This window comes from Gordonia malaquae NBRC 108250, from assembly GCF_000344135.1.
Taxonomy (GTDB): domain Bacteria; phylum Actinomycetota; class Actinomycetes; order Mycobacteriales; family Mycobacteriaceae; genus Gordonia; species Gordonia malaquae.
The window spans coordinates 37,211-60,542 of sequence record NZ_BAOP01000029.1 but is presented as its reverse complement, the minus strand read 5'-3'; the positions used below and the strand labels follow the sequence as shown (position 1 = coordinate 60,542).

Genomic DNA, 23,332 nt, shown 5'->3' with positions numbered 1-23,332 from the left:
ACGTCGGCCCGAAGTGCCGAGGCGGCGCCGATGCCTAAAACCCTGCTAGCTGCAACGCTTCTCGCGCCGGCCCACCAGGTCGCCGAGATCCTCGGCGTCTGCCAACCGGACAGCGTCCGTCTGCTCGATGCGCCAACGGCGACCATCCTCGAATTATCGCTCGAGCTCGCGGCGTCGGGCCGCGCGCCGGACGCTGCCTTCGTCGGAGCCGAACTCTTGCGCCGCGGTCACTATGCCGGGCATGCCGGAGATCTCGTCCGCACGCGTCTGGCCGAAGCAGTGACGACCGTCGCCTACCCGGAACTCATGCCGGAGTACGCGGCGTCCGTCCTCGCACGAGTGTTCCGCGCGCGGCTCGCAGCCGCCGGCGAAGCATTCACCGCGAGCGCCGAGGACGCACCCGAGTTCGATCTGTGGTCGCTCCTGATCCGCGAGGGGAAGGAACTCCGCGCGATCTGGGAACGCCTCGCCGCGGTCCGAGGAGGTGCCGCGTGAGCACTCCCGACCAGGACTACACGCGTCAGATCGTCATGAACCGCGCCAGCGACATTCCCGACGACGTCCCGACCTGGGCATGGACCTACGGCGACCGCGGCCGAATCGCCCTGAGCACCGTGTCCCTGTGGGCCGGACGCCCCGGTGCCGGCAAGTCGACGAGCGCACGATGGTTCGTCGCTCAGGTCACCCGAGGGACCCTCGCCGGATGCTGGCTCGGACAACCGACCAACGTCGCCTACGTCGCCCGCGAGGAGTCCATCAGCTACGTGGTCAAACCGAGTCTTCGCGCTCACGGTGCCGACCTCGCCCGAGTGTTCTTCCCCGAGGTCGAGATCCGGTTCGACGACGGAGTCCGACAGACGCCCGTCGCGACCGCCGACATGGACCTCCTCATCGAGGCGTGCCGCACCAACGGAGTGCGGCTCGTCGTGGTCGACCCGCTCATGTCGATGATCGGCGGCAAGGCCGACGTGAACCGGAACAACGAGGTCCGATCGCATCTGGAACCGTGGCGCCAGCTCGCCGAGAAGATCGACGGCGTCGTCGTCGGGATCGCCCACCTCAACAAGAGCGGCAACGGCGACGTCGTCGCCGGAATCAACGGGTCGTCCGCGTTCGGCGAGATCGCCCGCTCCGTCTTCGGTTTCGCCAAGGACCCCGACGCCGAGAACGGCGAACGCGTCATGTCCCAGGAGAAGAACAGTCTCGGCGACGAGAGCCTCGCCCTGAGCTACCGCATCGAGTCCACCGAGATCCGCACGGACTCCGGACGTGTCGCCGAGGTCGGCCGGTTCGTGATCCTCGGCGACTCCGACAAGAGCGTCGGCGACGTCCTCCGCGACGCCGGCCGGCCCGTCGAAGCGTCGGACGGCCCCGAACGAACCGCGGCGTCGGACTGGCTCAGCGCCTACCTCGGCTACCAGATCCGCGATTCGGCCGATGCCAAGCGCGACGGCAAGGCCGCAGGATTCAGCGAGCGAACGTTGCAGCGAGCCCGCCAGGACCTCGGCGTCGCGATCGACTTCGACGGCCGGAAATCGACATGGCGCCTGCCCTCAACCCATGCCACCGGCTCACCACACGTGGCACGTGGCACAGGTGGCACAGGTCAGCGAGTGATCGAAACACCAGGTCAGAGCATTGGTAGTGACTCGAAACGACCCGTGCCACCTGTGCCACGGTCTACGCGCGAGCACACCGGTGGCACCAGTCAGACACCTCCCGGAGGGATCACCGCGTCCACGCCCGGAGTGACCAGCCGAGTTCAACAGATCCTCAACCGACAGGAGGCCGAGTAAATGCACTCCCCGAACCGTCACACCGACGAGTTGATCGCACAAGTCCGCCGACTCCTCGGCGTAGTCGAATGGCTCGACCAGACCGCATCCGATCACGGACACGCCGACGACTGCTGTTCCGGGCCGCTCGACGCCCTCAGCGCCGCCAAGCTCGACCTGCCGCGGCTTCTCCACGCGTTCACCCTCTACTCGGACGGCCGACCGATGGTGTCGTATCTGTCCCTCGATGACGGAGGCCTACGCGTGTCGCACCTGTGGCCGGCCGATCCCGCAGAGCATCCGGTCGAACCAGTGGTTGTCGGGCCGTACTCGCTGGCACCGAACGAGAAGCCCGGAGACCGCGGACAAGTAACCGTCGCGTGGGATCCGATGACGTTCACCGGCACCGCGACCTACACGGCGCCACCGGATCCCCGCCGAGGGTTGAGGGCCGTTCGATGACCCGCCGCAGACGCCCCACACGCAAATGCGACTCCTGCGCCCGTGGCACTCGATCGGTCACCGGATACTGCACCGACCACCGGCCCGCCGATGCGATCCCGTTCGTGCACCGCGTCCCCGGCGACAGCATCAGCTTCGCCGGCCTCACGTTCACCTCTTCCCAAGCGCGTCGACTCGCCGACGCCCTCCACGATGCTCTCGACGAAGGACACATCTGATGAGTACGAAACCTCGACGACGGAAGAATCGCCCGACAATCCATGACGAGGTCGACGATCAGCGTCTCCATGCTGAATGCCTGGCCAGGCTCGATGAACTTGGATTCAGCCAACTCCGCCGCGACCACGTGTACGACTTCGGTTGGCGGTACTGGAAGGTTGGCCCGAACGGACTGCTTGCGTCACCGTTGGTTGCCAGCGAGTACGACGCCCCTGTGATCGTCGCGTCGTGCCATCACGGCCACACGCCACCATCACCCGAGTGCTCGTGTGGGATCTTCTACGTCCACGACATGTTCCACTTCACCGACACCCTCGATTTCCTCAGCGGCCAACCGCGGTTCGATGCGAGCGGGATCGTCGCGACCTGGGGAGTCGCCCTCAACGGGCACGAAGTAGATCGGTCCGCAGAACGGTGGGGTATTCGTCCGCGGCGCACGGGCCGGTACCGAATCCTCGGGATCATGACGGGAGGCCCCGGTTTCGACCTTCGCAAGCTCCGTGAGACCTACAGCTGCCCACTAGTCGAGGGCATCAACTTGAAACACGCGTGGGCGATCGAGAGCCTGTGGGACGAAACTGCCCCGGAGTCGTTCGCTGATGTCGTGAAGGGTCACCAGAGCGATCGCGAGTCGTACGGTACTGCGCCGGAACTCAGTGGGCTTAAGCAGCGCCATGCGCGTGAGAGCGCTACAGAGGCGGCCGCGCGTCTTGAGTCGAAGGCCCGCCGATGACCCTCGGTCGCAACTTCGACCCGGCCGGGTGCGAGCAGCTGTTGATCAAGGTTCTGCGGTCCACGCCGAAACTTGAGGATGCCGCGTGCATCGGACGGCATGAACTGTTCGACGGCCGGCACGCCACCGAAACCCACGCGCACGCGCGCGAAAAAGGCGAACGTGCCAGGGCCCTCTGCGACAGGTGCCCAGCACGCGCCGCCTGCACTGCTTGGGCGGCCACAGAACCGAACCCGACCGGCCACACTATCGCGGGACACACACCCGAACCGGCCATCCCCGGTCGACCGCGTAAGGCCGCATCGTGACGCCGTTCGTCTGCCGAATCTGCACGCGGCCCTGCCCGCGCTACCGCGGCCCAGCCCACGGCTGGACATGCGAACAGTGCATCCCCCTCACAACGACCCCAGGAGATCCCGCCATGCCCACACACCGCCCCATGTACGACTGCACCGCCGCCGGCTGCCGAGGACGTACCCGGTCCGCATCGCGACTGTGCACCGAGCATCGACAGTCGCCGGTCGGCACAGTCACCGTTCACGCCAGCGGTCACCTGTCGATTCACGGGATCATGCACAGCCCGGCCGACGCCCTCGAACTCGCGAACAAGATCGCCGACGCACTCGCCAAGGGCAGCAGTGGACGTCTCTGACGACCAGGCACGCCTGATCGTCTACGTCACCGCCGAGTTCGTACGCCGCCGACAGCTCACCGGCCAACCCATTCCCGAGCAGGTGCGGCGGCTACTCGCCGAGGCGTCCGCATACGGAACAAGCGAAAGGCCGCAGGAACAACACTCAGAACCGGATGACCTGATCGACACCGAGACCGCCTCGCGGATCCTGCGGTGCACTAGTCGGAACGTTCGCAGGATCGCCACCGACCTCGACGGCGAACAGGTCGCCGGCCGGTGGATCTTCCGCCGCGCGACCGTCAACGAATACGCACACCTCAAACAAGGATCCTGACATGGCCAGCACACCCAACACCGAAGCCCTCGTCGCCGGAGTCAAGCAGTACATCGCCGACATGGACGACGACCAGTTCGACTCCCTCGTCGCCGAAACCCGCGAACCCGCCGACCCCGAGAAGAAGCCGACCGGCAGCGTTGAAGGCGGCCGCGAACGGTTCAAGCAGGGACGAGGACTCTGACCATGCGCAAGACCGCCACCAAGACGCTGCCGATCCGAGAACGGATCGAAGCAGCCAACACCGACCTGCAGAACGCCCGCGGACTAAAGGCCCGACTCATGGCGTACTCCTCGACTGCGCGGGCGGAACGGGTCGACGTCGACGAACAGTTCCGAGACCGCCTCCGCAACGGAGCTGACCCCGACGACCTCGTCAACGACTACGTAGACGCCAAGGCCCGCCAGATCGCGGTCGACCTGTTCGGCTCAAACGTCGTCGCCAGCACCCTGCAACACACCGTGCTCCCGGTGAGCCTCGAGAAGAGCTTCGTCGACACCGCACTCGACATGTGCCAAGACGAACTCGACAGCATCATGGCCCGCGTCGACAAACACCGCGACCTGATCGAACGGCACACCACCGACGCCCGCACCGCGATGGCAGCAGGGACCGCCGACGAATACCAGACCGCCGAACAGATCCTCGACGACTACGACCGGCTCCGCGCCGAGTACAAGCGACAGATCCGGCTCCGCGACGAAGGACTCACAGGAACAGCGATCGACTCCGTGCACTGCCGAGACTTCCTCGACGTCGACCCCCACTGGCTCCGACGACGCAGCGTCACCAGCATCCTCGAGGAGTACCCCGACCCGGCGATACTCAGATGGTTCCGCGGACTCACCGTGCCCATCGACCGCACACGAGCCGAAACGATCCTGGCCGTCGCCGACCACCAACCATGGCTACCGAGCGCCGACGAACTCCGCACCATCGACAACGCGGCAGACCAGCTCTGCCGCCACAACTGGCACAGCGGGAACGTCGGCCGCGACCGCGCACACTTCGCCAACCTGACCGCCACCATCCGCAACATCACCCACCACGAACCGCTCCCACAACCAGGAACGACCCGCAGACTCGCCTGACCCGAGCACAACAACACGAGGCCCCGAGCACCGCGAAGACCGCGGGCTAGCTCGGGGCCTCGCTGGTCGATGTCGGTCTACCTACCAGGTCAGGCGCGGAAGTGGAGTTCTCCTTGTTTAGAAGTTCCCCAGGGGGGGGCGGACCCCTCGAGCAGTTCCGACGCCCCTCGGGTCATAGGCGTTCACCCTCCCCGACTACCCCCCTCCCCCCCCGTTGACCGAGGGGGAGGTCAGGGGTCCATTGGTCACCACTCTCTCGATCGGATGACGTTGTCGTCCTCATCAAGTAGTTCCGCGTGCCCGGGCACGCAGCGGATGACCGCATCGAACACGGCGACTGCATCACTGTTGTGGTGCCCATCGTCGAGCCCTGACGCCATGGTCAGACTTGCACCGCGGCCCCCTTGATGGACGTACAGCCGAGTGCCGGCGGAAGTCTCCCAGTGAGACCTGTCGCCATACCCATCAGGAACCCGCTTCGCGGAGAGGACATCCCCAAGTTTCGCGTCCAGGTCATCGGCTACCTGCGAACCGGAAACTGTGATCACAGTCATACCTCATCGGTGATCACCTCTTCCAGATAGATGCAGGGCCCCCGCTCGTTCTGACGGCCGATTATTTCGCGGCTGGAACGGGACTGCCCTGCACCGCTCAGGCTACGCCGCGCCGACGTGGATCATCGTGTTATCAACACGATGATCGCGGGTGGCAGCGCCACGGACCTTGCCCTCGCGAGCGGCCGCCAGATCCCCAGACCCGTAGCCGAACAGAACACGTATGACCAACGGGACCACGGCACCCCGGCGCGGAGGGGCATATGCCTGGGTACGGGCATCGGTTCGAGTGCTGCCGGTCGAGCACCGGTCGGCGGTTGTGGAAAAACAGCGGAGAGAGACACCGCCAATGCCTGAGGGTGCGCGGCGACCCTCCGAGGGGAGCAATAGGGTGGTCAGCACTGGTCTGTCATCCAGAAGCGATGTCCACAAAGTCACGGTGATCTTCACTCTCGCATCTCTAGGTGCGGAAGTCGTGCTGGCTCGGATCGATCAGACGTTGGCGATGCTCGGGACTCGAGGACTGACAGCTAGGCGACCCGGCTACGTGGTCATGTCGGGTTGTGGTCACTGCCAATGGAACACCTACAGGTGTGCCGGAGCGTTGGCCCCATCCCGGTCGATCGACCCACGAACCACGCCCCTATCGCGTCCGGCCACGACGAGTAGCGCCCGCTGAGACAGCGCGCGTCGAGTCATGGCACCGGCATGGTCGCGATCCTCCGGTGGCGACGTCCCAGGCGTCGACGAGGCTACTGGGAGCAGGCTGGTTTTCGTCTAGCTCTGCAAGAACGACGTCGATCTACCGCGGGTAATGAGCGCCGCGGTTCGTGCCTCGCCGGGAGTCGAACCCGGCCAGCGAGGGGCCGCATCTGGAATGCGAGCCCTGTCGAGGGACCGTCGAGGCGGGAGCGGGTCTACTTCTGTCGTCGGATCGACGGGTGCGGCCGGTCGAGGCTGTCGAGACCGTCAGCGATCCACAGCAGGGCCGCGGCAAGCTGGCGCGCCTCACCGGCGGTCAGAAGCACGTCAGGGATCCCCGAGGACGCGTTGCCGTGCTCGACGTAGACGCCGACGAAACCTTCGGCGTTGCCGCGCGTCTCGCGGTCGCGGATCATCGCGGACCGGGTTGTCGGGCCGACTCGGTACGGCATGGCCGCGGACAGCCACACTTCGACGCGTTCGTAGTTGGGGCCGCGGCCGACACCGGCGCGTGAGGTGCCGGTGCAGAACTCGCCATGCTCGGCGAGCGGCGTGTCGGTGGCGCCGTGGTCGCCGCAGATCGCGCCCTCGCAGAAGTCAGCGCAGCGACCGGCGACGTCGATCAGTTCGTCGTTGCTCATGCGATCACCTCTGCCGCTGCGATGAGGGTGCGTGCCAGGTTCAGTGCCGCCGGTCCCGATAGGGCGCTCGGCTCGGGCATCGTGATCGCACCGTGCAGGACGTGAACGACGGCGTCGTCGGTCTGGTGGATGCTGTTCCAGACGTGCCCGCAGAACGTGTCTGACAGGCCGCATGGGCTGTCGGTGTCGGAGCAGTCGTAGAACCCGTCCGTTCGGGTTGCCACAGCGCGCGGATCGTTGAGGATGCCTTCGAGGGCGTCAGCGGCGTTCACGCGATCACCTCGGCGAAGTCGAGGAGTTCGTCGATCGACGCGGGCCGAAGCTCGGCGACGTCGTCACGAACGCACAACGACCACCGCATCGAGCGGGGTGCGCTCGTGTCGGTGGTCGCGGATAGGGTTGTGGGACGATGCATCGGGTCATGCCTCCGGTGTGTCGAGGCCCTGGACTGGTGCGCGAACACCGTCCGGGGCTGACTCATTCAGAGGCCAAGTGCACAGTTGGTGCACGGCGTCCCGCGAGGGACGAGCGGAACACCCATCTATCTGGGTGTTTGCCTTGCTCCGCCGCCAGGACTCGAACCTGAAATGCCTGAACCAAAATCAGGAGTGTTGCCGATTACACCACGGCGGAATGCTGCGGTGAAGATTCTGCCACAGGACCGACGGACCCACGTTCGTCGACCTCTCGACTTCGCTCGATAGTTGCTGTGAGAATGGAGCGATGCCCCGTCCCAGCATGCCGCGACGCCAACTCACCGAAGTCGTCGCCGACGACCTGCGGATCCAGATCATGACCGGCAAGCTGCGTGCCGGAGATTTCGTCCGGCTCGACGAGACCGCGATCGCGTACGGATGCAGCGTCACCCCGGTCCGGGAGGCGCTGGTGACCCTTCGCGGTGAAGGCCTGGTCCGGTCCTCCCGACATCGAGGCTTCATCGTCGAAACACTGACCAGGCGAGACGTCACTGACATCTTCTGGATTCAGGCCGAGTTGTCGGCGCGATTGGCCACCCAGGCGGCCGAATCCGACGACATCCCCGATCGCCTTCCCGAATTGACGGCGATAGTCGACGACATCGAGGCAGCGGTCAAAGACGGCGCGTCCGACGATGTGATCGCAGGCGAGTTCACCTTCCACCGGACCATCAACATCATGGCCGACAGCAAGAAGGTCGCCTGGTTCCTCACTGCAGCGAGCCGCTACAGCCCGTACGACGTGTACGTGCACGACCGTGCCTGGGGCGAGAGCGCCGTCGCCAGCCACCGTCGCCTCATCAAGCTGCTGGAAGCCCGCGACAAGGACGGCATCGCCGATGAGATCCGAACCCAGTTCGGGAACGCTCGCGACCGGCTGGTGAAGCATCTGGAATCCGTCGGATTCTGGACTGCCTCCCCGAGTGCGTAGGATTCGTCACCGCAGTGGACAACGTCTGAAGCGAAGGATCACCGATGAGCAGTCTGCCCGCGACAACGGGAATCGCGGTCGTCGTCCTGGCCGCCGGAGCCGGCACCCGGATGAAGTCGAAGACCCCCAAGATTCTGCACCGCATCGGCGGACGGTCCCTCGTCGGACACGCCATGCACGGCGCGAACGGGATCTCACCGGATGCCCTGGTCGGCGTCGTCAGTCATGAACGCGCGCGTGTGATCGCTGAGATCGACTCCGTCGCGGGCGAGCTGGGACGCGACATCGTGATCGCCGAGCAGGATCTGCCGCGCGGTACCGGCGACGCGGCCCGTGTCGGCCTCAACGCGCTGCCCGAATTCCACGGCACCGTCCTTGTCACCGTCGCCGACGCCCCCCTGCTCGACGCGGCGACCCTCGGCGCACTCGTCGACGCACACACCGCAGGAGACGGAGCCGCCGTCACCCTGACGAGCTTCGTCGTCGCCGACCCCACCGGATACGGGCGGATCGTGCGCGACCCCAACGGCGCAGTGACGGCGATCGTCGAGCACAAGGACGCATCCCACGCCGAACTGGCGATCACCGAGGTCAACGCGGGCATCTACGCATTCGACGCCGACGTCCTCCGCGCCGCTCTCGCCGGCCTGTCGACCGACAACGCGCAGGGCGAGTTCTACCTGACCGACGTCGTCGAGATCGCCCGTGACGCAGGCCGGGTGGTCCGCGCCCACGTCGTCGACGATCCGTCCGTCGTCGCCGGCTGCAACGACCGCGCCCAGCTGGCCGACCTCGGCGCCGAACTCAATCGACGCACCGTCCGTCGCCACATGCTCGCAGGCGTCACCGTCGTCGACCCGGCGACGACGTGGATCGACGTCGACGTGGTGCTCGGCCAAGATGTGCACATCGAGCCGGGCACCCAGCTCCGCGGCCGATGCGTGATCGCAGACGACGCCGTCGTCGGCCCGGACACCACTCTGACCGACGTCGTCGTCGGGCAGGGCGCCTCTGTGATCCGCACGCACGGGTCGGGCGCGATCATCGGCGCGGGCGCCGACATCGGCCCGTTCGCCTACCTGCGGCCGGGCACCGACCTCGGCGACTCCGGCAAGATCGGCGCGTTCGTCGAGACCAAGAACGCGCAGATCGGCACCGGCACCAAGATCCCTCATCTCACGTACGTCGGCGACGCGGAGATCGGCGAGTTCACGAACATCGGCGCGTCGAGCGTCTTCGTCAACTACGACGGCGTGAACAAGCACAAGACGATCGTCGGGTCCCATTGCCGGACCGGCTCGGACAACATGTTCGTGGCACCGCTCACGATCGGTGACGGTGTGTACACAGGTGCGGGTACCGTGCTCCGAGGGGATGTGCCTGCGGGTGCACTCGCGGTGTCAGCTGGATCACAGCGCATCATTGAAGACTGGGTGCCGACCAAGCGCCCCGGAACGGCGGCTGCAGACGCAGCCGTCCGCGCCAAGAACGACCTCGATCAGGAGAATAAGAGCTAGCTGATGACTTGGACCACCGACAACCAGAAGAATCTGATGCTGTTCGCCGGTCGGGCGCACCCCGAGCTGGCGCAGGCGGTCTCCGACGCGCTCGGCGTCCCGGTCACGCCCCAGACTGCTCGCGACTTCGCCAACGGCGAGATCTTCGTCCGCTTCGAGGACTCGGTCCGCGGCAGCGACGCATTCGTCCTGCAGAGCTTCCCGTACCCCATGAACCAGTGGATCATGGAGACGCTCATCATGATCGACGCGCTCAAGCGCGGGTCGGCCAAGCGCATCACCGCCATCCTGCCGTTCTACCCGTACGCCCGCCAGGACAAGAAGCACCGCGGGCGCGAGCCGATCTCGGCCCGCCTCATCGCCGACCTGTTCAAGACTGCGGGCGCCGACCGGATCATCACGGTCGATCTGCACACCGACCAGATCCAGGGCTTCTTCGACGGCCCGGTCGATCACATGCACGCTCAGGGCCAGCTCGCCGAGTACGTGCGCAACAAGTACGGCACCGAGAACATCTGCGTCGTGTCGCCTGACGCCGGCCGCGTGAAGGTCGGCGAGAAGTGGGCCGACTCTCTCGACGGCGCGCCGATGGCGTTCGTGCACAAGACGCGTGACCCCGATGTGCCGAACCAGATCAAGTCGAACCGCGTGGTCGGCGACGTGTCGGGCAAGACCTGCGTTCTGATCGACGACATGATCGACACCGGCGGCACCATCGCAGGCGCCGTCAACGTCCTCAAGGAGGCCGGTGCGGGCGACGTCATCATCGCCACGACGCACGGCGTGTTCTCGCACCCCGCCGCCGAGCGCCTCGCCAACTGCGGCGCACGCGAAGTGATCGCCACCGACACCCTGCCGATCCCCGAGGACAAGCAGTTCGAGAACCTCACCGTGCTGTCGATCGCGCCGCTGCTCGCCCAGACCATCCGCGAGGTCTTCGAGAACGGCTCGGTCACCAGCCTGTTCAACGGCGTCGCGTAACGTCCCGTTCGTCAATGGCTCCTCGTCAGGCTCGCATTCCGGACTCCCCGTCCGATCGATCCGCCTGACGGGGAGCTATTTGCGTAGACGCGTCGCCACCACGACTCCACCCACCAGCAGCACGAGGGCACCGAACGCCCACAGCGCCACCATCCACCCGGGCCGGACCAGCGCAGTGCCGACGCTCGCATCCGAATGAGCTGCATCGGGCACATCGGCGTGGGTCGGCTCCAATCGCGGTCCCGCCGATGGCGGGATGACGGTGGGCAGCCCGTAATTGCTGCAAGAGACGGCACTCCACGCCCCACGGTGCCCGCCGAGGACGACGGTGTCGGTCGCACCGATCGTGAGTTCCACCCCGCATGCCGGCCCTTTCGACGCGGTCGAGACTTCGATGTACGCGGGTACGACGGTCTTGTACGAGTAGTCGACCTGGAAGACGTACGTGCGGTCCATGCCGTCGGCCGATTCCGACGCCGACACGGCCCGCCCGGTGACGATCGCGTCCGCCCTCGCGACTGTCTCCTCTGCGGTCATCGGCGCACAACTGCAGGCGCACGCCTTCCCCGCCGTGGCCCATGATGCTCCCAGCGTGGTCGCCACCAGCCCGATGACAAGTGCGATTCTCCACAGTCCCCTCATGATCCGACCGTAGCGCGAAACCTCGCGGCGCTAGGCTGGTCTGGTGGACGCAACGATCTATCACAATCCCCGCTGTTCGACGTCGCGGAAGACGCTGGACAAGCTCACCGAAGCCGGCATCGAGGTGACCGTCGTCAAGTACCTCACCGAGGGCTGGACCCGAGAGCAGCTGCAAAAGCTCTTCAGCGACGCCGGACTCACCGCGAGCCAGGCCGTCCGCAAGCGGGAGTCGCTCTACACCGAACTCGACCTCGCCAACGCGTCCGATGATCAGATTCTCGACGCGATGGTCGCCAACCCGGTCCTGGTGGAGCGCCCCTTCGTCGTCACCGACAAGGGCACCCGCCTCGCCCGCCCGATCCAGGACGTCGACGACATCCTCTGATGCCCAGTGACTGAAATCGTCCCCGTGAGAGTGGTCCGAGGGCGAATCGCCTCGGACAGTGCACTGGGGGACGATTTCAGTCAGCCGACGCCATGGAAGGAGCGGTTGAGGCCCGGAACGACGACGCCGACGACAGCGCGGGCGAAGCCCTTGGTGCAGTCGAAGAAGTCGAAGTAGTCGCGCCAGACGACGATCTGACCGTCGCGGACCTCGAAACGGCCGCACACCCAGAACCGGATCTTCAACGGTCCCGCTCGCAGTTCGTCCAACCGCTCGGTGAGGACAACGACGCCGTCGGCCGCGACGGACAGGAATTCGACGTCGAATCCGATTCCAGGTGAGTTCAGCTTCCGCATGACCGGCGCGAACCGCCGCATCCCGCGGACGGTGGGCAGCGAGACGTTCGTGTAGACGATGTCGTCGTTGACGTCGGCGAGCGCGGCGTCGACGTCGCCGCGGGCGAGCGCCGTGAGGAAGTGTCGGACCAGGTCAGCAGGATTCTGTGAGGTCATTCCCCCATGGTATTGTGTCTCCCGTTGTCACGGCGAGGGTGATCTGATCACCGTTATCGGCGCGATTGCGCAGACCTCCACTGCCTTGTGCGGATGAGATCGCGTGTCGAGGCCGCTAGTCGCGGCGCTACCGATTCTCGAAACCGATTGGAGGACACCATGTCCAACACCTCGAAGCTGTCTGCTTCCATCCGCACCGGCAAGGGCAAGGGCGACGCCCGCCGCGCTCGCCGCGAGGGCCAGGTCCCCGCCGTGCTCTACGGCCACGGCACCACCCCGCAGCACCTCCTTCTGCCGGCACGCGACCTCGCCGCCATCCTGCGTAACAACGGCCTCAACGCCATCATCGACCTCGACATCGAGGGCGCGAGCCAGCTCGCACTCACCAAGCAGGTCGACGTCCACGCACTGCGCAACTACATCCAGCACGTCGACCTGGTCGTCGTGAAGCGCGGCGAGAAGGTCACCGTCGAGGTCGCCATCGCCGTCGAAGGCGACGCCGTCTCCGGCACCCTGGTCGTCCAGGACGCCAGCGTCGTCGAGATCGAGGCAGAGGCTCTGCACATCCCCGAGCAGATCGTCGTCTCGGTCGAGGGCCTCGGTGCGGGTTCGTCCATCACCGCAGCCGATCTCGTTCTGCCCGAGGGCAGCACCCTGGTCTCGGACCCGGGCACCCTGATCGTCGCCGTCAACGAGCCCAAGGGCTCCAGCTCGGACGACGCAGAAGCCGAGGGCGACGACGCAGAAGCGGCCGCAGAGTAATTCTGCCGCTTCATCAGTGAAACTGATTGTCGGACTGGGTAACCCCGGTCCCTCCTACGAGAAGACCAGGCACAACATCGGCGCAATGGTCGCCGACAGCCTGGTCTTCTCGTATGGAGAGAAGTTCTCCGTTCACAAGCGCTCCGGCGCCGAGACGGCGACCGTCCGCATCGGCGGAGAGCCCGTCCTCGTCGCGAAAGCACGGGCGTACATGAACGTGACGGGCCGCCAGATCGGCCCGCTCGCCGCCTATTATTCGGTGGCCCCCGCCGACCTCATCGTCTTGCACGACGAGTTGGACATCGACTTCGGTCAGGTCCGACTCAAACAGGGCGGCGGAGAAGGCGGCCACAACGGACTCCGGTCCATCACCTCAGCCGTCGGCACGCGTGACTACCTCCGCGTCCGTCTCGGCATCGGCCGTCCACCCGGCCGCCAGGACCCCGCGGATTTTGTGCTCAAGCCGTTTCCGTCGGCCGCGAAGAGCGACGTGGAACTCCTCATCGCGAACGGCGTGGACGCAGCCGAACTGCTCGTCCAGAACGGACTCGAAGGGGCACAGAACACCGTCCACGCATGGTGACCGCCCACTGATTACACGTCGGCACCCGAACCCGGCGGCCGGCCGCGGTTCGGGTGCCGAAGTCGTTTCACGGTGATAGTCGTACGCGCCTCACCGGCATGAATCTCGTGACGCTCGTCACGAGGGACCCATCTGGGCTAGCATTCACGAACTGGATCGAATGATCCACTAGTGACTGAGGACTCAGGAGACAGCCGCCCATGTCGAGCGCCACCCCACCCGACCTGCCCACGCTGCCCGGACGCATCCGTTGGTCGTCCGCCACCGCAGCCTTCCAGATCGAAGGCGCCCGCACCGAAGGCGACCGCGGACGCTCCGTCTGGGACACCTGGGTCGACACCCCCGGCAAGGTGAAGGACGGCTCCACCGCCGAGCCAGGCGCCGACAGTTACCACCGCTGGACCGAGGACGTCGCGCTGGCCAAGGGGCTCGGACTCGATCGCTACCGCTTCTCCATCTCGTGGACGCGCATCCAGCCGGACGGAACCGGGGCGGCCAACAGCGCAGGCCTCGACTACTACTCACGGCTGGTCGACGACCTGCTCGAAGCGGGCGTCACTCCGTTCCCCACCCTGTACCACTGGGACCTGCCCGTTCCCCTGCACGACGCGGGAGGCTGGACAGGTCGCGACGTGGTCGAACGGTTCACCGACTACGCAGGCATCGTCGCCGAACGCCTCGGCGACCGCGTGACGAACTGGTACACCGTCAACGAGCCCGCAATGACAACACTGCAGGGATACGCGGTCGGAGAACTCGCGCCCGGCGAATTCCTCCTGTTCGACGCCATCCCCACCGCCCATCACCAGTTGCTGGCACACGGTCACGCGACGCGTGTGTTCCGCGAACACGGCGCCACCGCCGTGGGCGTCGCGAACAATCACACACACGTCTATCCGCTCACCGACTCCGATGCCGACCGGGCGGCCGCGGTCGCATACGACGCACTGCACAACCGACTCTTCGCCGATCCCGTGTTGACCGGCGAGTACCCGGACATGTCGGCATACGGCGACGTGGACCTGCCGATCCGCGACGGCGACATGGAGATCATCGCCACCCGACCCGACTTCTACGCCGTCAACTACTACAACCCGACCACCGTTGTCGCGACCGCGCCGGACATCCCCATCCCATTCGAGATCGTGCCGACACCCGGCGTCCCGACCACCGGTTTCGGCGCCGATTGGGGAATCAAACCCGACTCGCTGCGCGACCTGCTGATCGACCTCGCCGGCCGCTACCCGAACTTGCCGCCCATCGTGATCAGTGAGAACGGGGCGTCATTCCCTGAACCGGACACAGCGGACGGGGGAATCGACGATGTCGACCGCATCGCGTACATCGACGGTCATATCCGTGCCGTGGGCGAAGCGATGAGCGCCGGGGTGAACATCGAGGAGTACACCGTCTGGTCGCTGCTGGACAATTTCGAATGGGCCGACGGCTACACCCAGCGTTTCGGTCTCACCCACGTCGATTTCGAGACCGCGAAGCGCACGCCCAAGGCGTCGTACGACTGGTATCGCCGAGTGATCGCGGAGAATCGCAAGTGAGCACTGCAATGAAGGCGGGCAGCCGCCGTTGGCTGACCCTGTTCACGGTCGCCTGGCTCGTCATCTGGATGGTTCAGCTGACGCCGCTGCAACTGCTGCTGCCCCTTCAGCTCGACCAGGAGAACTCGCAGGGCGGCGACGAGTGGATCCACACCGTGGTCATCTCGGGCCTGATCCTCGGCGCGGGCGGCCTCGCAGGCGTCATCGCAGGTCCGCTCGCGGGAGCGTGGTCGGACCGCACCGACAGTTCTCGTCTGCCTGAGTGGCTCGGCGGACGACGACGCGTGTGGTCGCTGATCGGCACCTGGCTGATGGCAGTGTTCCTCGTGCTCGTCGGCATCACGCACTCCACCTGGGTCATCGGCGGCGCATGGATCGGCGTGTGCATCGGTGTCGGCGTGGCGTCGGCGTCGTTCACCGCCCTGATCGCCGACCAACTGCCCGACGACCAGCGCGGCTCCGCATCCGCCGCGGTCGGCGCATCGCAGGCCCTGGGCATCGTTGTCGGCGTGGGCGTGATCGGCAGCCTCGGTCTCGACCCGTGGGCCGGGTACCTGATCCTCGCCGTCCTCATCACTGTCGTCGGAACGTGGGCCACCTTGCGGCTGCCCGACCCGCCCGTCGACCACCTCGCCGCGCAGAACTCGCTCGACCCCGATCGCGGCCGATGGGATTCGTTGCGAGACAAGGACTTCTCGTGGATGCTGGCCGGGCGTTTCATCGCCAACGTCGGCAACGCGCTCGGCACGTCACTGTTCCTGTTCTTCCTCCTGTACGGGCTAGACCAGGACAAAGACACGGCCGAGGGAAACCTGATCCTCCTCGTCGTGGTGTACACGGTGTTCGTGGTGATCGCGTCGATCGTCTCCGGTTCGCTCGCCGACCGCGGATGGGATCGTCGTGGCCTGACGATCGTGTCGGCTCTCATCCAGTCGCTGTCGGGTCTGATCATCGTGATCAGCCCGACGTTCACGGCGACGATGATCGGCGCCGCATTCATGGGCGTCGGCTACGGCGCGTTCTCGACAGCCGGTCTCGCGTACGCCACCGACCTACTGCCCCACGAAGACGACCACGGTCGCGATCTCGGCATCGTCAACACCACCGCAGCGCTCGGCCAACTCGTCGGACCGGTGCTCGGTGCCGGCCTGGTGTCGCTCGTCGGCGGCTTCTGGTTGGTGTTCTTCATGGGCTTCGTGTTGTCGATCGTCGGCGCTCTGGTGACTCTGGGTGCCCGCAAGGTTCCGGCAGTCACTAGAATCAGTTCCACCTGACGGTCGGCGTTCGACCGGACAGACGACAACCCTGCGCTCTACAGAAGGACGATGCACGTGGCGACCCTGGTGACACCCTCGGGACATCCGAATGTGGCGATGCTCGGCATCGGCGCGTACCGACCCAAGCGGCTCGTGACCAACGACGAACTGTGCACCGTGCTCGACTCGTCGGACCAGTGGATCTTCGAGCGCAGCGGCATCCACAACCGCCGGTGGATCAGCGGCGACGAGACGATGCGGTCGATGTCGGCCGCCGCAGCCGAGCGCGCGATCATCAACTCCGGAGTCGACCGCGAGAAGATCGACATGCTGATCCTCGCGGCGAGCAGCTGGCCCTACAACGTGCCCCACGGCGCGCCGATCATCGCCTCCGACATCGGCATCAACGGCATCTCCGCGTTCGACGTCTCCGCCGGATGCGGCGGCTTCGGATACGCACTCGGCGTCGCCGCCGACGCCATCCGCGCAGGCAGCGCGAACTATGTGGTCGTCATCGGCGCGGAGACGATGTCCGTCGGCCTCGACGTGACCGACCGCGGCACCGGCTTCATCTTCGGTGACGGTGCGGGCGCGGTGGTCGTCGGCCCGAGTGACGTGAACGGCATCTCCCCGATGGTGTCCGGAAGCGACGGCGACAACGCGGAGGCGATCAGCCAGAACCGCGACACCGTCGAGTACATGGCTCGTGCCGTGGAGTACCAGGGCAAGGATCCCGAGACCGACCCCGTTGGACGTCTGGTGATCAGCATGGAGGGTCCCCGCGTGTTCCGCTGGGCCGCGATCACTCTCCCCAAGGCATTGACCACGATGCTCACCGAGTCGGGCGCGGGTGTCGACGACATCGAGGTCTTCATCCCCCATCAGGCGAACGCACGCATCAACGAGCTGATGAAGAAGAACCTCGGGTTCCCGGACGATCTGCCGATGGCCAATGACATCGAGAACACCGGCAACACGTCGGCCGCGTCGATCCCGCTCGCCATGGAGGAGATGCTCGCAACCGGAAAGGCTCAGGGCGGCCAGACCGCTCTGATCCTCGGATTCGGCGCAGGCCTCTCCTATGCGGGCGGCGTCGTCACGATGCCCCCGGCACCGAAGGTGACCAGCTTCGACGGCCTCGACGACGCCGTCCCCGGCCCCCTCGCAAAGCACCTCCGCATCAGCTGAGCGGACCTTTCGACTCGCTGCGGCACTCAAGGAGCAGTAGGTCGCGTCCCGCTGAATATGCAGGAGGAGCGGCGATTTCCCTGCTCCTTGAGCGAGCGAAGCGAGTCGAAAGGCCGTCGTCCGTGAGCGCAGGGAGTCGAAAGGCAGAGGTCAGGCGTTCTCCTTGCGGAACACTGACGTCCCCCACCAGCCGGCGAGAGCGCTGAGGACGACGGACGCAAGGAGTCCCCAGAGAACCTGCGTCGTCAGCACATCGCCGAGGAACGAACTGCGCACGGCATCGGTGATCCAGCGGAACGGGATGAAGTCGCTGACTCGCTTGAGCCAATCGGGGCCGATCGTCATCGGGAGCAGGATGCCCGAGAGCAACAGGATCGGCATCATCACCATGTTGATCACGGGCGCCATCACGTCTTCGCTCTTGGTGGTCAGCGCGAGAGCGTTCGACGCGGCGGCGCACGCTCCGCCGACGAGGAGGGTGATGACCAGTCCGACGATCACTCCGCCGACCGGACCACGCATTCCCATCGCGTAACCGAGACCCACGAGGATCAACGCCTGCACCAGCAGTTGCAGGAGGTCACGCAGAATTCGGCCGAACAGCAGCGCCGTACGGCTGGCCGGAGTCACCCGTTCGGCCTCGATGACGCCTTCACGCCACTCGCCGATGAGGCTGAAACCGGCGAACATCGCACCGAAGATCCCGAGCTGCACCAGCAGGCCCGGGACGAAGAACGTGTACGCGTTGTCGCCTGCGCCCGGGAACTGAGCCACCAACGGTTTCAGAAGCGGTCCGAACAAGACCAGATACATCACCGGCTGCATGATGCCGATCAGGACCCACGCCGGGTTGCGCAAGTTCATCCGCAACTGACGACGGAAGACGATGTACGACTCGGTGAAGAAACTCATTGTGCGGTCTCCTGGTCTGCAGCGTCGGGTGTGGACGTCTCGTCGCGCAACGACCGCCCGGTGAGGGTGAGGAACACGTCGTCGAGGGTGGGTTTGACGATCTCGATCGAGTCGAGCGTCGCGCCACGCGATTCGAGGTCGCGGAGCAGTCCCGGCACGATCCGCGCCGAGCCACGGACACGAGCGCTGACTGCGCCGCCGTCCACCACCACGTCCGAGCCGACACCGTCGAGCAGTTGAGCGACACCCGGCACGTGTGCGGTGTCGTCGAACTCGAGTCGGACGAGGTCGCCCGACACCTGCGATTTCAGGTTGTCGGGAGTGTCGGCGGCGACGATGCGCCCGTTGTCGATGATGAGGATCCGGTCGGACAGCGCGTCTGCCTCGTCGAGGTAGTGCGTGGTGAGGAAGACCGTCGCACCCCGGTCGGTCCGGAGTTTCGAGATGTGCTCCCACAGGTTGGCTCGCGCCTGCGGATCGAGGCCGGTGGTCGGTTCGTCGAGGAAGACGAGCGTCGGGTCGTGGATCAGCCCCATCACGATGTCGAGGCGACGTTTCTGTCCACCGGACATGTTCTTGGGCATGCGATCCCAGAGTCCGTCGAGTTGAAGCTCCTCGAAGAGCTGCTTGCCGCGGGCGACGGCGTCTCGCCTGCTCATGCCGTACAGCTGTCCGTGGTCACTCACCTCGTCGCCCGCGAGCGCCTGGGAGAACGTCGATCCGGCTTGCGAGACGTACCCGATGCTGCGGCGGACATCCACCGACTGCGTGAGCACGTCGTATCCGTTCACCGTCGCGGTGCCTGCGGTGGGCCGCAGCAGTGTCGTCAGCATTCGCAGGGTCGTCGTCTTGCCTGCGCCGTTCGGCCCGAGGAATCCGACGACTTCTCCCTCGGCGATGTCGAGATCGACGCCGTCGACGGCCCGCACCTCCTTCGCCTGTTTCCCTCTGCCTGTCGTGAAGGTCTGGACCAGACCTCTGGCATGGATCATGTGACGCCTCTCGCTGTCATGGTGAAGGTTGTCCTCTGTGTCTACCCGACGGCACCGACAATTCCATTCGATACTTTCGGGTAACCGGGGTCACATGAGACTGTGGAAAGAGCTGTGCCCACAGATGAAGCACCCGTGATCGAAGGAGTCGTCCCATGGTGGACCTTCACGAAGCAGTCGGCATCAAGAACATCTCCATGCTCGGCATCGGCGCCTACCGGCCCGAACGCGTCGTCACCAACGACGAGATCTGCGCGAACATCGACTCGTCCGACGAGTGGATCTTCACCCGCACCGGAATCAAGTCGCGTCGCTTCGCTCGGCGCGACGAGACGGTCGTCGAGATGGGCGTCAACGCCGGACGCACCGCGATCGCGAACGCCCTGCTGTCGCCTGCGGACATCGACGCAGTGATCCTCGCGACGAACACGCACCTCCTACTGACGCCTGCCGGCGCGGTGAAGATCGCGACCGAGCTCGGCGCCAACGGTGTGCCGGCCTTCGACGTGACGGTCGGCTGCGCAGGCTTCGGGTACGCCCTCTCACTGGCCTCCGACATGGTCCGCGGCGGCAGCGCGACCAACGTTCTTGTCGTCGGCGCCGAACAGTTGTCGGTGACGATGGACATGACCGACCGCACCAACTGCTTCATCTTCGGCGACGGTGCAGGTGCCGTGGTCGTGGGTCCGAGCGAGAAGCAGGGTCTCGGACCGGTCGTGTGGGGCAGCGACGGCACGCAGTTCAACGCGATCCGCCAGGACATCGACTGGATCTCGTACATGGATCAGGACGATCACTCGGCACGCCCCTACCTGCGTCTCGAGGGAACCGCGGTGTTCCGGTGGGCGGCGTTCGAGATGGGCAAGGCCGCGCAACGCGCGCTCGACGTGGCGAAGGTCGACGCCAGCGAGATCGACGTGTTCGTCCCCCATCAGGCGAACACGCGCATCAACGATCTGCTCGCTCGCAGCCTGAAGTTCCCGGAGACCACCCGCGTCGCCAACGACATCGAGAACACCGGCAACACGTCGGCGGCGTCCATTCCGTTGGCCATGGAGCAGATGCTGTCGACCGGGCAGGCCAAGCCTGGCGACACCGCGCTGTTGCTCGGCTACGGCGCAGGCCTCAGCTACGCCGCCCAGGTCGTCACGATGCCCCCGATTCCCTTCGAATAGCATTTTGCTGCCACTGCCTGCGGACCGATAGCGTAGACGGGTGAGTTCCGAGGTCATCGGGCGCGAAGTCAAGCGCCGTCGTACGTTCGCCATCATCTCCCATCCCGACGCGGGCAAGTCGACGATGACGGAGGCGCTGGCGCTGCACGCCCGCATGATCAGCGAGGCGGGCGCCGTCCACGGCAAGGGCGGACGACGCTCCACCGTCTCCGACTGGATGGAGATGGAGAAGGCCCGAGGCATCTCAGTCAGTTCGACGGCGCTCCAGTTCAAGTACGCGTGCGAGGCGACCGGCGACGACAAGGACTTCCCGCACGTCATCAACCTGGTCGACACTCCGGGCCACTCGGACTTCTCCGAGGACACCTACCGCGTGCTGACCGCCGTCGACGCAGCGGTCATGCTGATCGACGCCGCGAAGGGCCTCGAGCCGCAGACGCTGAAGCTGTTCCAGGTGTGTCGCCACCGCGGCATCCCAGTGATCACCGTGATCAACAAGTGGGACCGTCCCGGTCAGACGCCGCTGGAATTGATCGACGAGATCAGCGAACGCATCGGTCTGATCCCGACCCCGATGTTCCTGCCCGTCGGCATCGCAGGCGACTTCCGCGGACTGCTCGACCGTCGCACAGGTGACTATGTGAAGTTCACGCGCACCGCGGGCGGCGCCAAGATCGCGCCCGAGGAACTGCTCGACGCGGATGCGACAGCCCAGGCCGAGGGCGACGCGTGGACCGCTGCCGCCGAGGAGAGCGAACTCCTGTCCGAACTCGGCCAGGACCACGACCAGGAGATGTTCCTGGCAGGTCAGACGTCGCCGATGATCTTCACCTCGGCGATGCTGAACTTCGGCGTCCGCCAGTTGCTGGAGACGCTTGTCGAGTTCGCTCCCCCGCCCCGCGGACGCGAATCGATCGACGGCGTCGCACGTGAGGTCACCGACCCGTTCAGCGCGGTTGTGTTCAAGGTCCAGGCGGGCATGGACTCGTCGCACCGCGACCGGCTCGCATACATGCGCATCGTGTCGGGCGAGTTCGAGCGCGGCATGGTCGTCAACCACGCCCAGACCGGCAAACCGTTCGCGACCAAGTACGCGCAGGCCGTCTTCGGCCGAGATCGCGCCACCGTCGACACCGCATACCCCGGGGACGTCGTCGGTCTGGTCAACGCCATGACCCTCGCCCCCGGCGACACGCTGTATCTCGATCCGAAGGTCCAGTACCCGCCGATCCCGTCGTTCGCGCCGGAGCATTTCTCGTCGCTGCGCGTCACCACCGCCGACAAGTACAAGCAGTTCCGCAAGGCCATCGACCAGCTCGATGCCGAAGGTGTGGTCCAGGTGCTGCGCAACGACATCCGCGGCGACGCCTCGCCGGTGCTCGCCGCTGTCGGACCCATGCAGTTCGAGGTCGTCACGGCTCGCATGAAGGCCGAGTTCAACGTCGACACCATCATCGAGCCGCTGGGATACGCACTCGCCCGCCGCACCGACGAGGCCAGTGTCGCCGAGTTGAATCGTCAGCGCGGCGTCGAGGTGTTCACGCGGAGCGACGGTGCGATCCTCGCGCTGTTCAGCGACAAGTGGCGCCTGCAGTACATCGAGAAGGAGCACAAGGACCTCCACCTCGAGCCGCTCGTCGCCGCGGCCGACTGACGTGCGACGTCTCGCTGCGGTCGTCGCTGCGGCACTCCTGCTGACCGGCTGCTCGACGAACGCGGCCGTCGACGAACCGCCTGCTCCGCGGCCCGCGAAGGCGCTGGCCGCCGAGAAGTGCGATGAGCCCACGCCGACCGGGAAGATCGACAGACTCGGCTACGACCTCCGGTTCACGCGCGGCGCCATTCGCATCAAGGTCCGAGACGTCCGTGGTGAGCGATGCGTCCAGTTCGCCAAATGGGGCAACGCGAACATCGACGTTCCGCCGGACTCGCTGCTGTACTACTTCTCCGGTGGACGCGGCGACGGCGCCCAGGTGGAGTTCCGCGCCGTCGACCTGGCGGGCGGCAAACTCCCTGACACTCGTCCGCTCGGGCGGCTCGACCATCCGATCAACGCGACGGTCGGTGTGTCGATCGACGGCGTCTACTACACGTCGCCGACCTGCGCATTGACGTTGACGGTGAGCAACTCCCGTCGCGCGGCCGGGCGGTTCGCGTGCCCGCAGGCTCTCGCTCAGACGGCGAACCCGTTCGACCCGTCCGACGACGTCTCCTTCGACGACCCGCCGGCCTCTCCCCCGCCCGCAACGGCCGTCCTGTCCGGGCGGTTCGACGTCTACTGACGTCTAAGGGGTGATTCGGTGTCATCTGGTGACACC

General features: G+C 66.0%; 29 protein-coding genes and 1 tRNA gene. 22 read left to right on the top strand and 8 right to left on the bottom strand.

The features are described 5' to 3' along the window. The first annotated feature begins 30 nt into the window (after positions 1-30). The 10 genes from GM1_RS16540 to GM1_RS16495 all read left to right on the top strand — a co-directional run bounded on the left by GM1_RS16540 (position 31) and on the right by GM1_RS16495 (position 5,249). Complete coding sequence (locus tag GM1_RS16540; protein WP_008380711.1) at positions 31-495, top strand: hypothetical protein; 465 nt, start codon at positions 31-33, stop codon at positions 493-495. Further along, entirely contained in the window at positions 492-1,796 is a 1,305-nt protein-coding gene (locus GM1_RS16535; protein WP_008380709.1) for an AAA family ATPase, read from the top strand. The genes GM1_RS16540 and GM1_RS16535 overlap by 4 nt, the downstream gene beginning before the upstream one ends. Beyond that, a complete protein-coding gene (locus tag GM1_RS16530; RefSeq protein WP_008380707.1) occupies positions 1,797-2,237 on the top strand; it encodes a hypothetical protein in 441 nt (146 codons plus the stop codon). It abuts the gene before it with no gap. Continuing rightward, on the top strand, positions 2,234-2,455 hold the full coding sequence (locus GM1_RS16525) for a hypothetical protein (protein ID WP_008380706.1): 222 nt from the start codon (positions 2,234-2,236) through the stop codon (positions 2,453-2,455). The genes GM1_RS16530 and GM1_RS16525 overlap by 4 nt, the downstream gene beginning before the upstream one ends. Then, positions 2,455-3,189 carry a hypothetical protein gene (locus tag GM1_RS16520; RefSeq protein WP_008380703.1) on the top strand — a complete coding sequence of 245 codons (735 nt, stop codon included), beginning with the start codon at positions 2,455-2,457 and terminating at the stop codon, positions 3,187-3,189. Before GM1_RS16525 ends, GM1_RS16520 begins: the two co-directional genes overlap by 1 nt. Then, the gene (locus GM1_RS16515; RefSeq protein WP_008380701.1) at positions 3,186-3,497 is read left to right on the top strand and encodes a WhiB family transcriptional regulator; all 312 of its coding nucleotides are present in this window, start codon (positions 3,186-3,188) and stop codon (positions 3,495-3,497) included. Before GM1_RS16520 ends, GM1_RS16515 begins: the two co-directional genes overlap by 4 nt. Before the next feature lie 113 nt (positions 3,498-3,610). Beyond that, positions 3,611-3,841 (top strand): hypothetical protein, encoded by a 231-nt coding sequence (locus GM1_RS16510; RefSeq protein WP_008380700.1) that lies wholly within the window; start codon positions 3,611-3,613, stop codon positions 3,839-3,841. After that, complete coding sequence (locus GM1_RS16505; RefSeq protein WP_008380698.1) at positions 3,828-4,157, top strand: hypothetical protein; 330 nt, start codon at positions 3,828-3,830, stop codon at positions 4,155-4,157. The genes GM1_RS16510 and GM1_RS16505 overlap by 14 nt, the downstream gene beginning before the upstream one ends. A 1-nt stretch (position 4,158) precedes the next feature. Further along, the gene (locus tag GM1_RS16500) at positions 4,159-4,341 is read left to right on the top strand and encodes a hypothetical protein (RefSeq protein ID WP_008380696.1); all 183 of its coding nucleotides are present in this window, start codon (positions 4,159-4,161) and stop codon (positions 4,339-4,341) included. A gap of 2 nt (positions 4,342-4,343) precedes the next feature. Continuing rightward, positions 4,344-5,249: a hypothetical protein gene (locus tag GM1_RS16495; protein ID WP_008380695.1), complete on the top strand. Its 906-nt coding sequence runs from the start codon at positions 4,344-4,346 to the stop codon at positions 5,247-5,249. 1,471 nt (positions 5,250-6,720) lie between these two features. On the opposite strand, the gene GM1_RS16485 is transcribed toward GM1_RS16495, so the two are convergent. The 4 genes from GM1_RS16485 to GM1_RS16475 form a co-directional block, all read right to left on the bottom strand. Beyond that, positions 6,721-7,146: a hypothetical protein gene (locus GM1_RS16485; RefSeq protein WP_008380692.1), complete on the bottom strand. Its 426-nt coding sequence runs from the start codon at positions 7,144-7,146 to the stop codon at positions 6,721-6,723. Continuing rightward, entirely contained in the window at positions 7,143-7,418 is a 276-nt protein-coding gene (locus GM1_RS16480) for a hypothetical protein (protein WP_008380691.1), read from the bottom strand. Before GM1_RS16480 ends, GM1_RS16485 begins: the two co-directional genes overlap by 4 nt. Continuing rightward, on the bottom strand, positions 7,415-7,561 hold the full coding sequence (locus GM1_RS22410) for a hypothetical protein (RefSeq protein WP_157436119.1): 147 nt from the start codon (positions 7,559-7,561) through the stop codon (positions 7,415-7,417). Before GM1_RS22410 ends, GM1_RS16480 begins: the two co-directional genes overlap by 4 nt. A gap of 146 nt (positions 7,562-7,707) precedes the next feature. Continuing rightward, a tRNA-Gln gene (locus tag GM1_RS16475) sits at positions 7,708-7,779 on the bottom strand. Between the two features lie 90 nt (positions 7,780-7,869). Between GM1_RS16475 and GM1_RS16470 the strand changes: the two genes are divergently transcribed. From GM1_RS16470 to GM1_RS16460, 3 genes are read left to right on the top strand one after another with little or no spacing between them, the layout of a single operon-like run. Next, a complete protein-coding gene (locus GM1_RS16470) occupies positions 7,870-8,553 on the top strand; it encodes a GntR family transcriptional regulator (RefSeq protein WP_008380689.1) in 684 nt (227 codons plus the stop codon). A 44-nt stretch (positions 8,554-8,597) separates the two neighbouring features. After that, a complete protein-coding gene (gene glmU, locus GM1_RS16465) occupies positions 8,598-10,070 on the top strand; it encodes a bifunctional UDP-N-acetylglucosamine diphosphorylase/glucosamine-1-phosphate N-acetyltransferase GlmU (protein ID WP_008380688.1) in 1,473 nt (490 codons plus the stop codon). Positions 10,071-10,073: 3 nt separating this feature from the next. Beyond that, positions 10,074-11,051, top strand: a complete 978-nt coding sequence (locus GM1_RS16460; RefSeq protein ID WP_008380686.1) for a ribose-phosphate diphosphokinase — start codon at positions 10,074-10,076, stop codon at positions 11,049-11,051. A 75-nt stretch (positions 11,052-11,126) separates the two neighbouring features. Here the strand turns inward: GM1_RS16460 and GM1_RS16455 are convergent, their stop codons facing one another. Then, on the bottom strand, positions 11,127-11,693 hold the full coding sequence (locus GM1_RS16455; RefSeq protein WP_157436117.1) for a hypothetical protein: 567 nt from the start codon (positions 11,691-11,693) through the stop codon (positions 11,127-11,129). A 43-nt stretch (positions 11,694-11,736) separates the two neighbouring features. On the opposite strand from GM1_RS16455, the gene arsC reads away from it, so the two are divergent. After that, positions 11,737-12,078: an arsenate reductase (glutaredoxin) gene (arsC, locus tag GM1_RS16445; RefSeq protein ID WP_008380682.1), complete on the top strand. Its 342-nt coding sequence runs from the start codon at positions 11,737-11,739 to the stop codon at positions 12,076-12,078. An 80-nt stretch (positions 12,079-12,158) separates the two neighbouring features. On the opposite strand, the gene GM1_RS16440 is transcribed toward arsC, so the two are convergent. Beyond that, positions 12,159-12,590: a limonene-1,2-epoxide hydrolase family protein gene (locus GM1_RS16440; RefSeq protein ID WP_008380680.1), complete on the bottom strand. Its 432-nt coding sequence runs from the start codon at positions 12,588-12,590 to the stop codon at positions 12,159-12,161. A gap of 159 nt (positions 12,591-12,749) precedes the next feature. On the opposite strand from GM1_RS16440, the gene GM1_RS16435 reads away from it, so the two are divergent. The 5 genes from GM1_RS16435 to GM1_RS16415 all read left to right on the top strand — a co-directional run bounded on the left by GM1_RS16435 (position 12,750) and on the right by GM1_RS16415 (position 17,935). Beyond that, a complete protein-coding gene (locus tag GM1_RS16435; RefSeq protein ID WP_008380679.1) occupies positions 12,750-13,352 on the top strand; it encodes a 50S ribosomal protein L25/general stress protein Ctc in 603 nt (200 codons plus the stop codon). A gap of 16 nt (positions 13,353-13,368) precedes the next feature. Next, a complete protein-coding gene (gene pth, locus GM1_RS16430; protein WP_008380677.1) occupies positions 13,369-13,935 on the top strand; it encodes an aminoacyl-tRNA hydrolase in 567 nt (188 codons plus the stop codon). A gap of 200 nt (positions 13,936-14,135) precedes the next feature. Beyond that, a complete protein-coding gene (locus GM1_RS16425) occupies positions 14,136-15,491 on the top strand; it encodes a GH1 family beta-glucosidase (RefSeq protein WP_008380676.1) in 1,356 nt (451 codons plus the stop codon). Then, positions 15,488-16,765 carry an MFS transporter gene (locus tag GM1_RS16420; protein ID WP_008380674.1) on the top strand — a complete coding sequence of 426 codons (1,278 nt, stop codon included), beginning with the start codon at positions 15,488-15,490 and terminating at the stop codon, positions 16,763-16,765. The genes GM1_RS16425 and GM1_RS16420 overlap by 4 nt, the downstream gene beginning before the upstream one ends. Before the next feature lie 51 nt (positions 16,766-16,816). Further along, the gene (locus tag GM1_RS16415; RefSeq protein WP_008380672.1) at positions 16,817-17,935 is read left to right on the top strand and encodes a beta-ketoacyl-ACP synthase 3; all 1,119 of its coding nucleotides are present in this window, start codon (positions 16,817-16,819) and stop codon (positions 17,933-17,935) included. 150 nt (positions 17,936-18,085) lie between these two features. Here GM1_RS16415 and GM1_RS16410 read toward each other — a convergent pair whose 3' ends face one another. Both GM1_RS16410 and GM1_RS16405 read right to left on the bottom strand, forming a co-directional pair. Then, a complete protein-coding gene (locus GM1_RS16410) occupies positions 18,086-18,847 on the bottom strand; it encodes an ABC transporter permease (protein WP_008380671.1) in 762 nt (253 codons plus the stop codon). Continuing rightward, positions 18,844-19,839 carry a daunorubicin resistance protein DrrA family ABC transporter ATP-binding protein gene (locus tag GM1_RS16405; RefSeq protein WP_008380670.1) on the bottom strand — a complete coding sequence of 332 codons (996 nt, stop codon included), beginning with the start codon at positions 19,837-19,839 and terminating at the stop codon, positions 18,844-18,846. Before GM1_RS16405 ends, GM1_RS16410 begins: the two co-directional genes overlap by 4 nt. A 155-nt stretch (positions 19,840-19,994) precedes the next feature. Here GM1_RS16405 and GM1_RS16400 point away from each other — a divergent pair, with 155 nt between their 5' ends. The 3 genes from GM1_RS16400 to GM1_RS16390 are packed head-to-tail and all read left to right on the top strand — an operon-like array spanning position 19,995 to position 23,296. Next, positions 19,995-21,014: a beta-ketoacyl-ACP synthase III gene (locus GM1_RS16400; RefSeq protein WP_008380668.1), complete on the top strand. Its 1,020-nt coding sequence runs from the start codon at positions 19,995-19,997 to the stop codon at positions 21,012-21,014. A gap of 40 nt (positions 21,015-21,054) precedes the next feature. Further along, positions 21,055-22,668, top strand: a complete 1,614-nt coding sequence (locus tag GM1_RS16395) for a peptide chain release factor 3 (protein ID WP_008380667.1) — start codon at positions 21,055-21,057, stop codon at positions 22,666-22,668. A gap of 1 nt (position 22,669) precedes the next feature. Then, complete coding sequence (locus tag GM1_RS16390; protein ID WP_008380665.1) at positions 22,670-23,296, top strand: hypothetical protein; 627 nt, start codon at positions 22,670-22,672, stop codon at positions 23,294-23,296. Positions 23,297-23,332 lie beyond the last annotated feature (36 nt).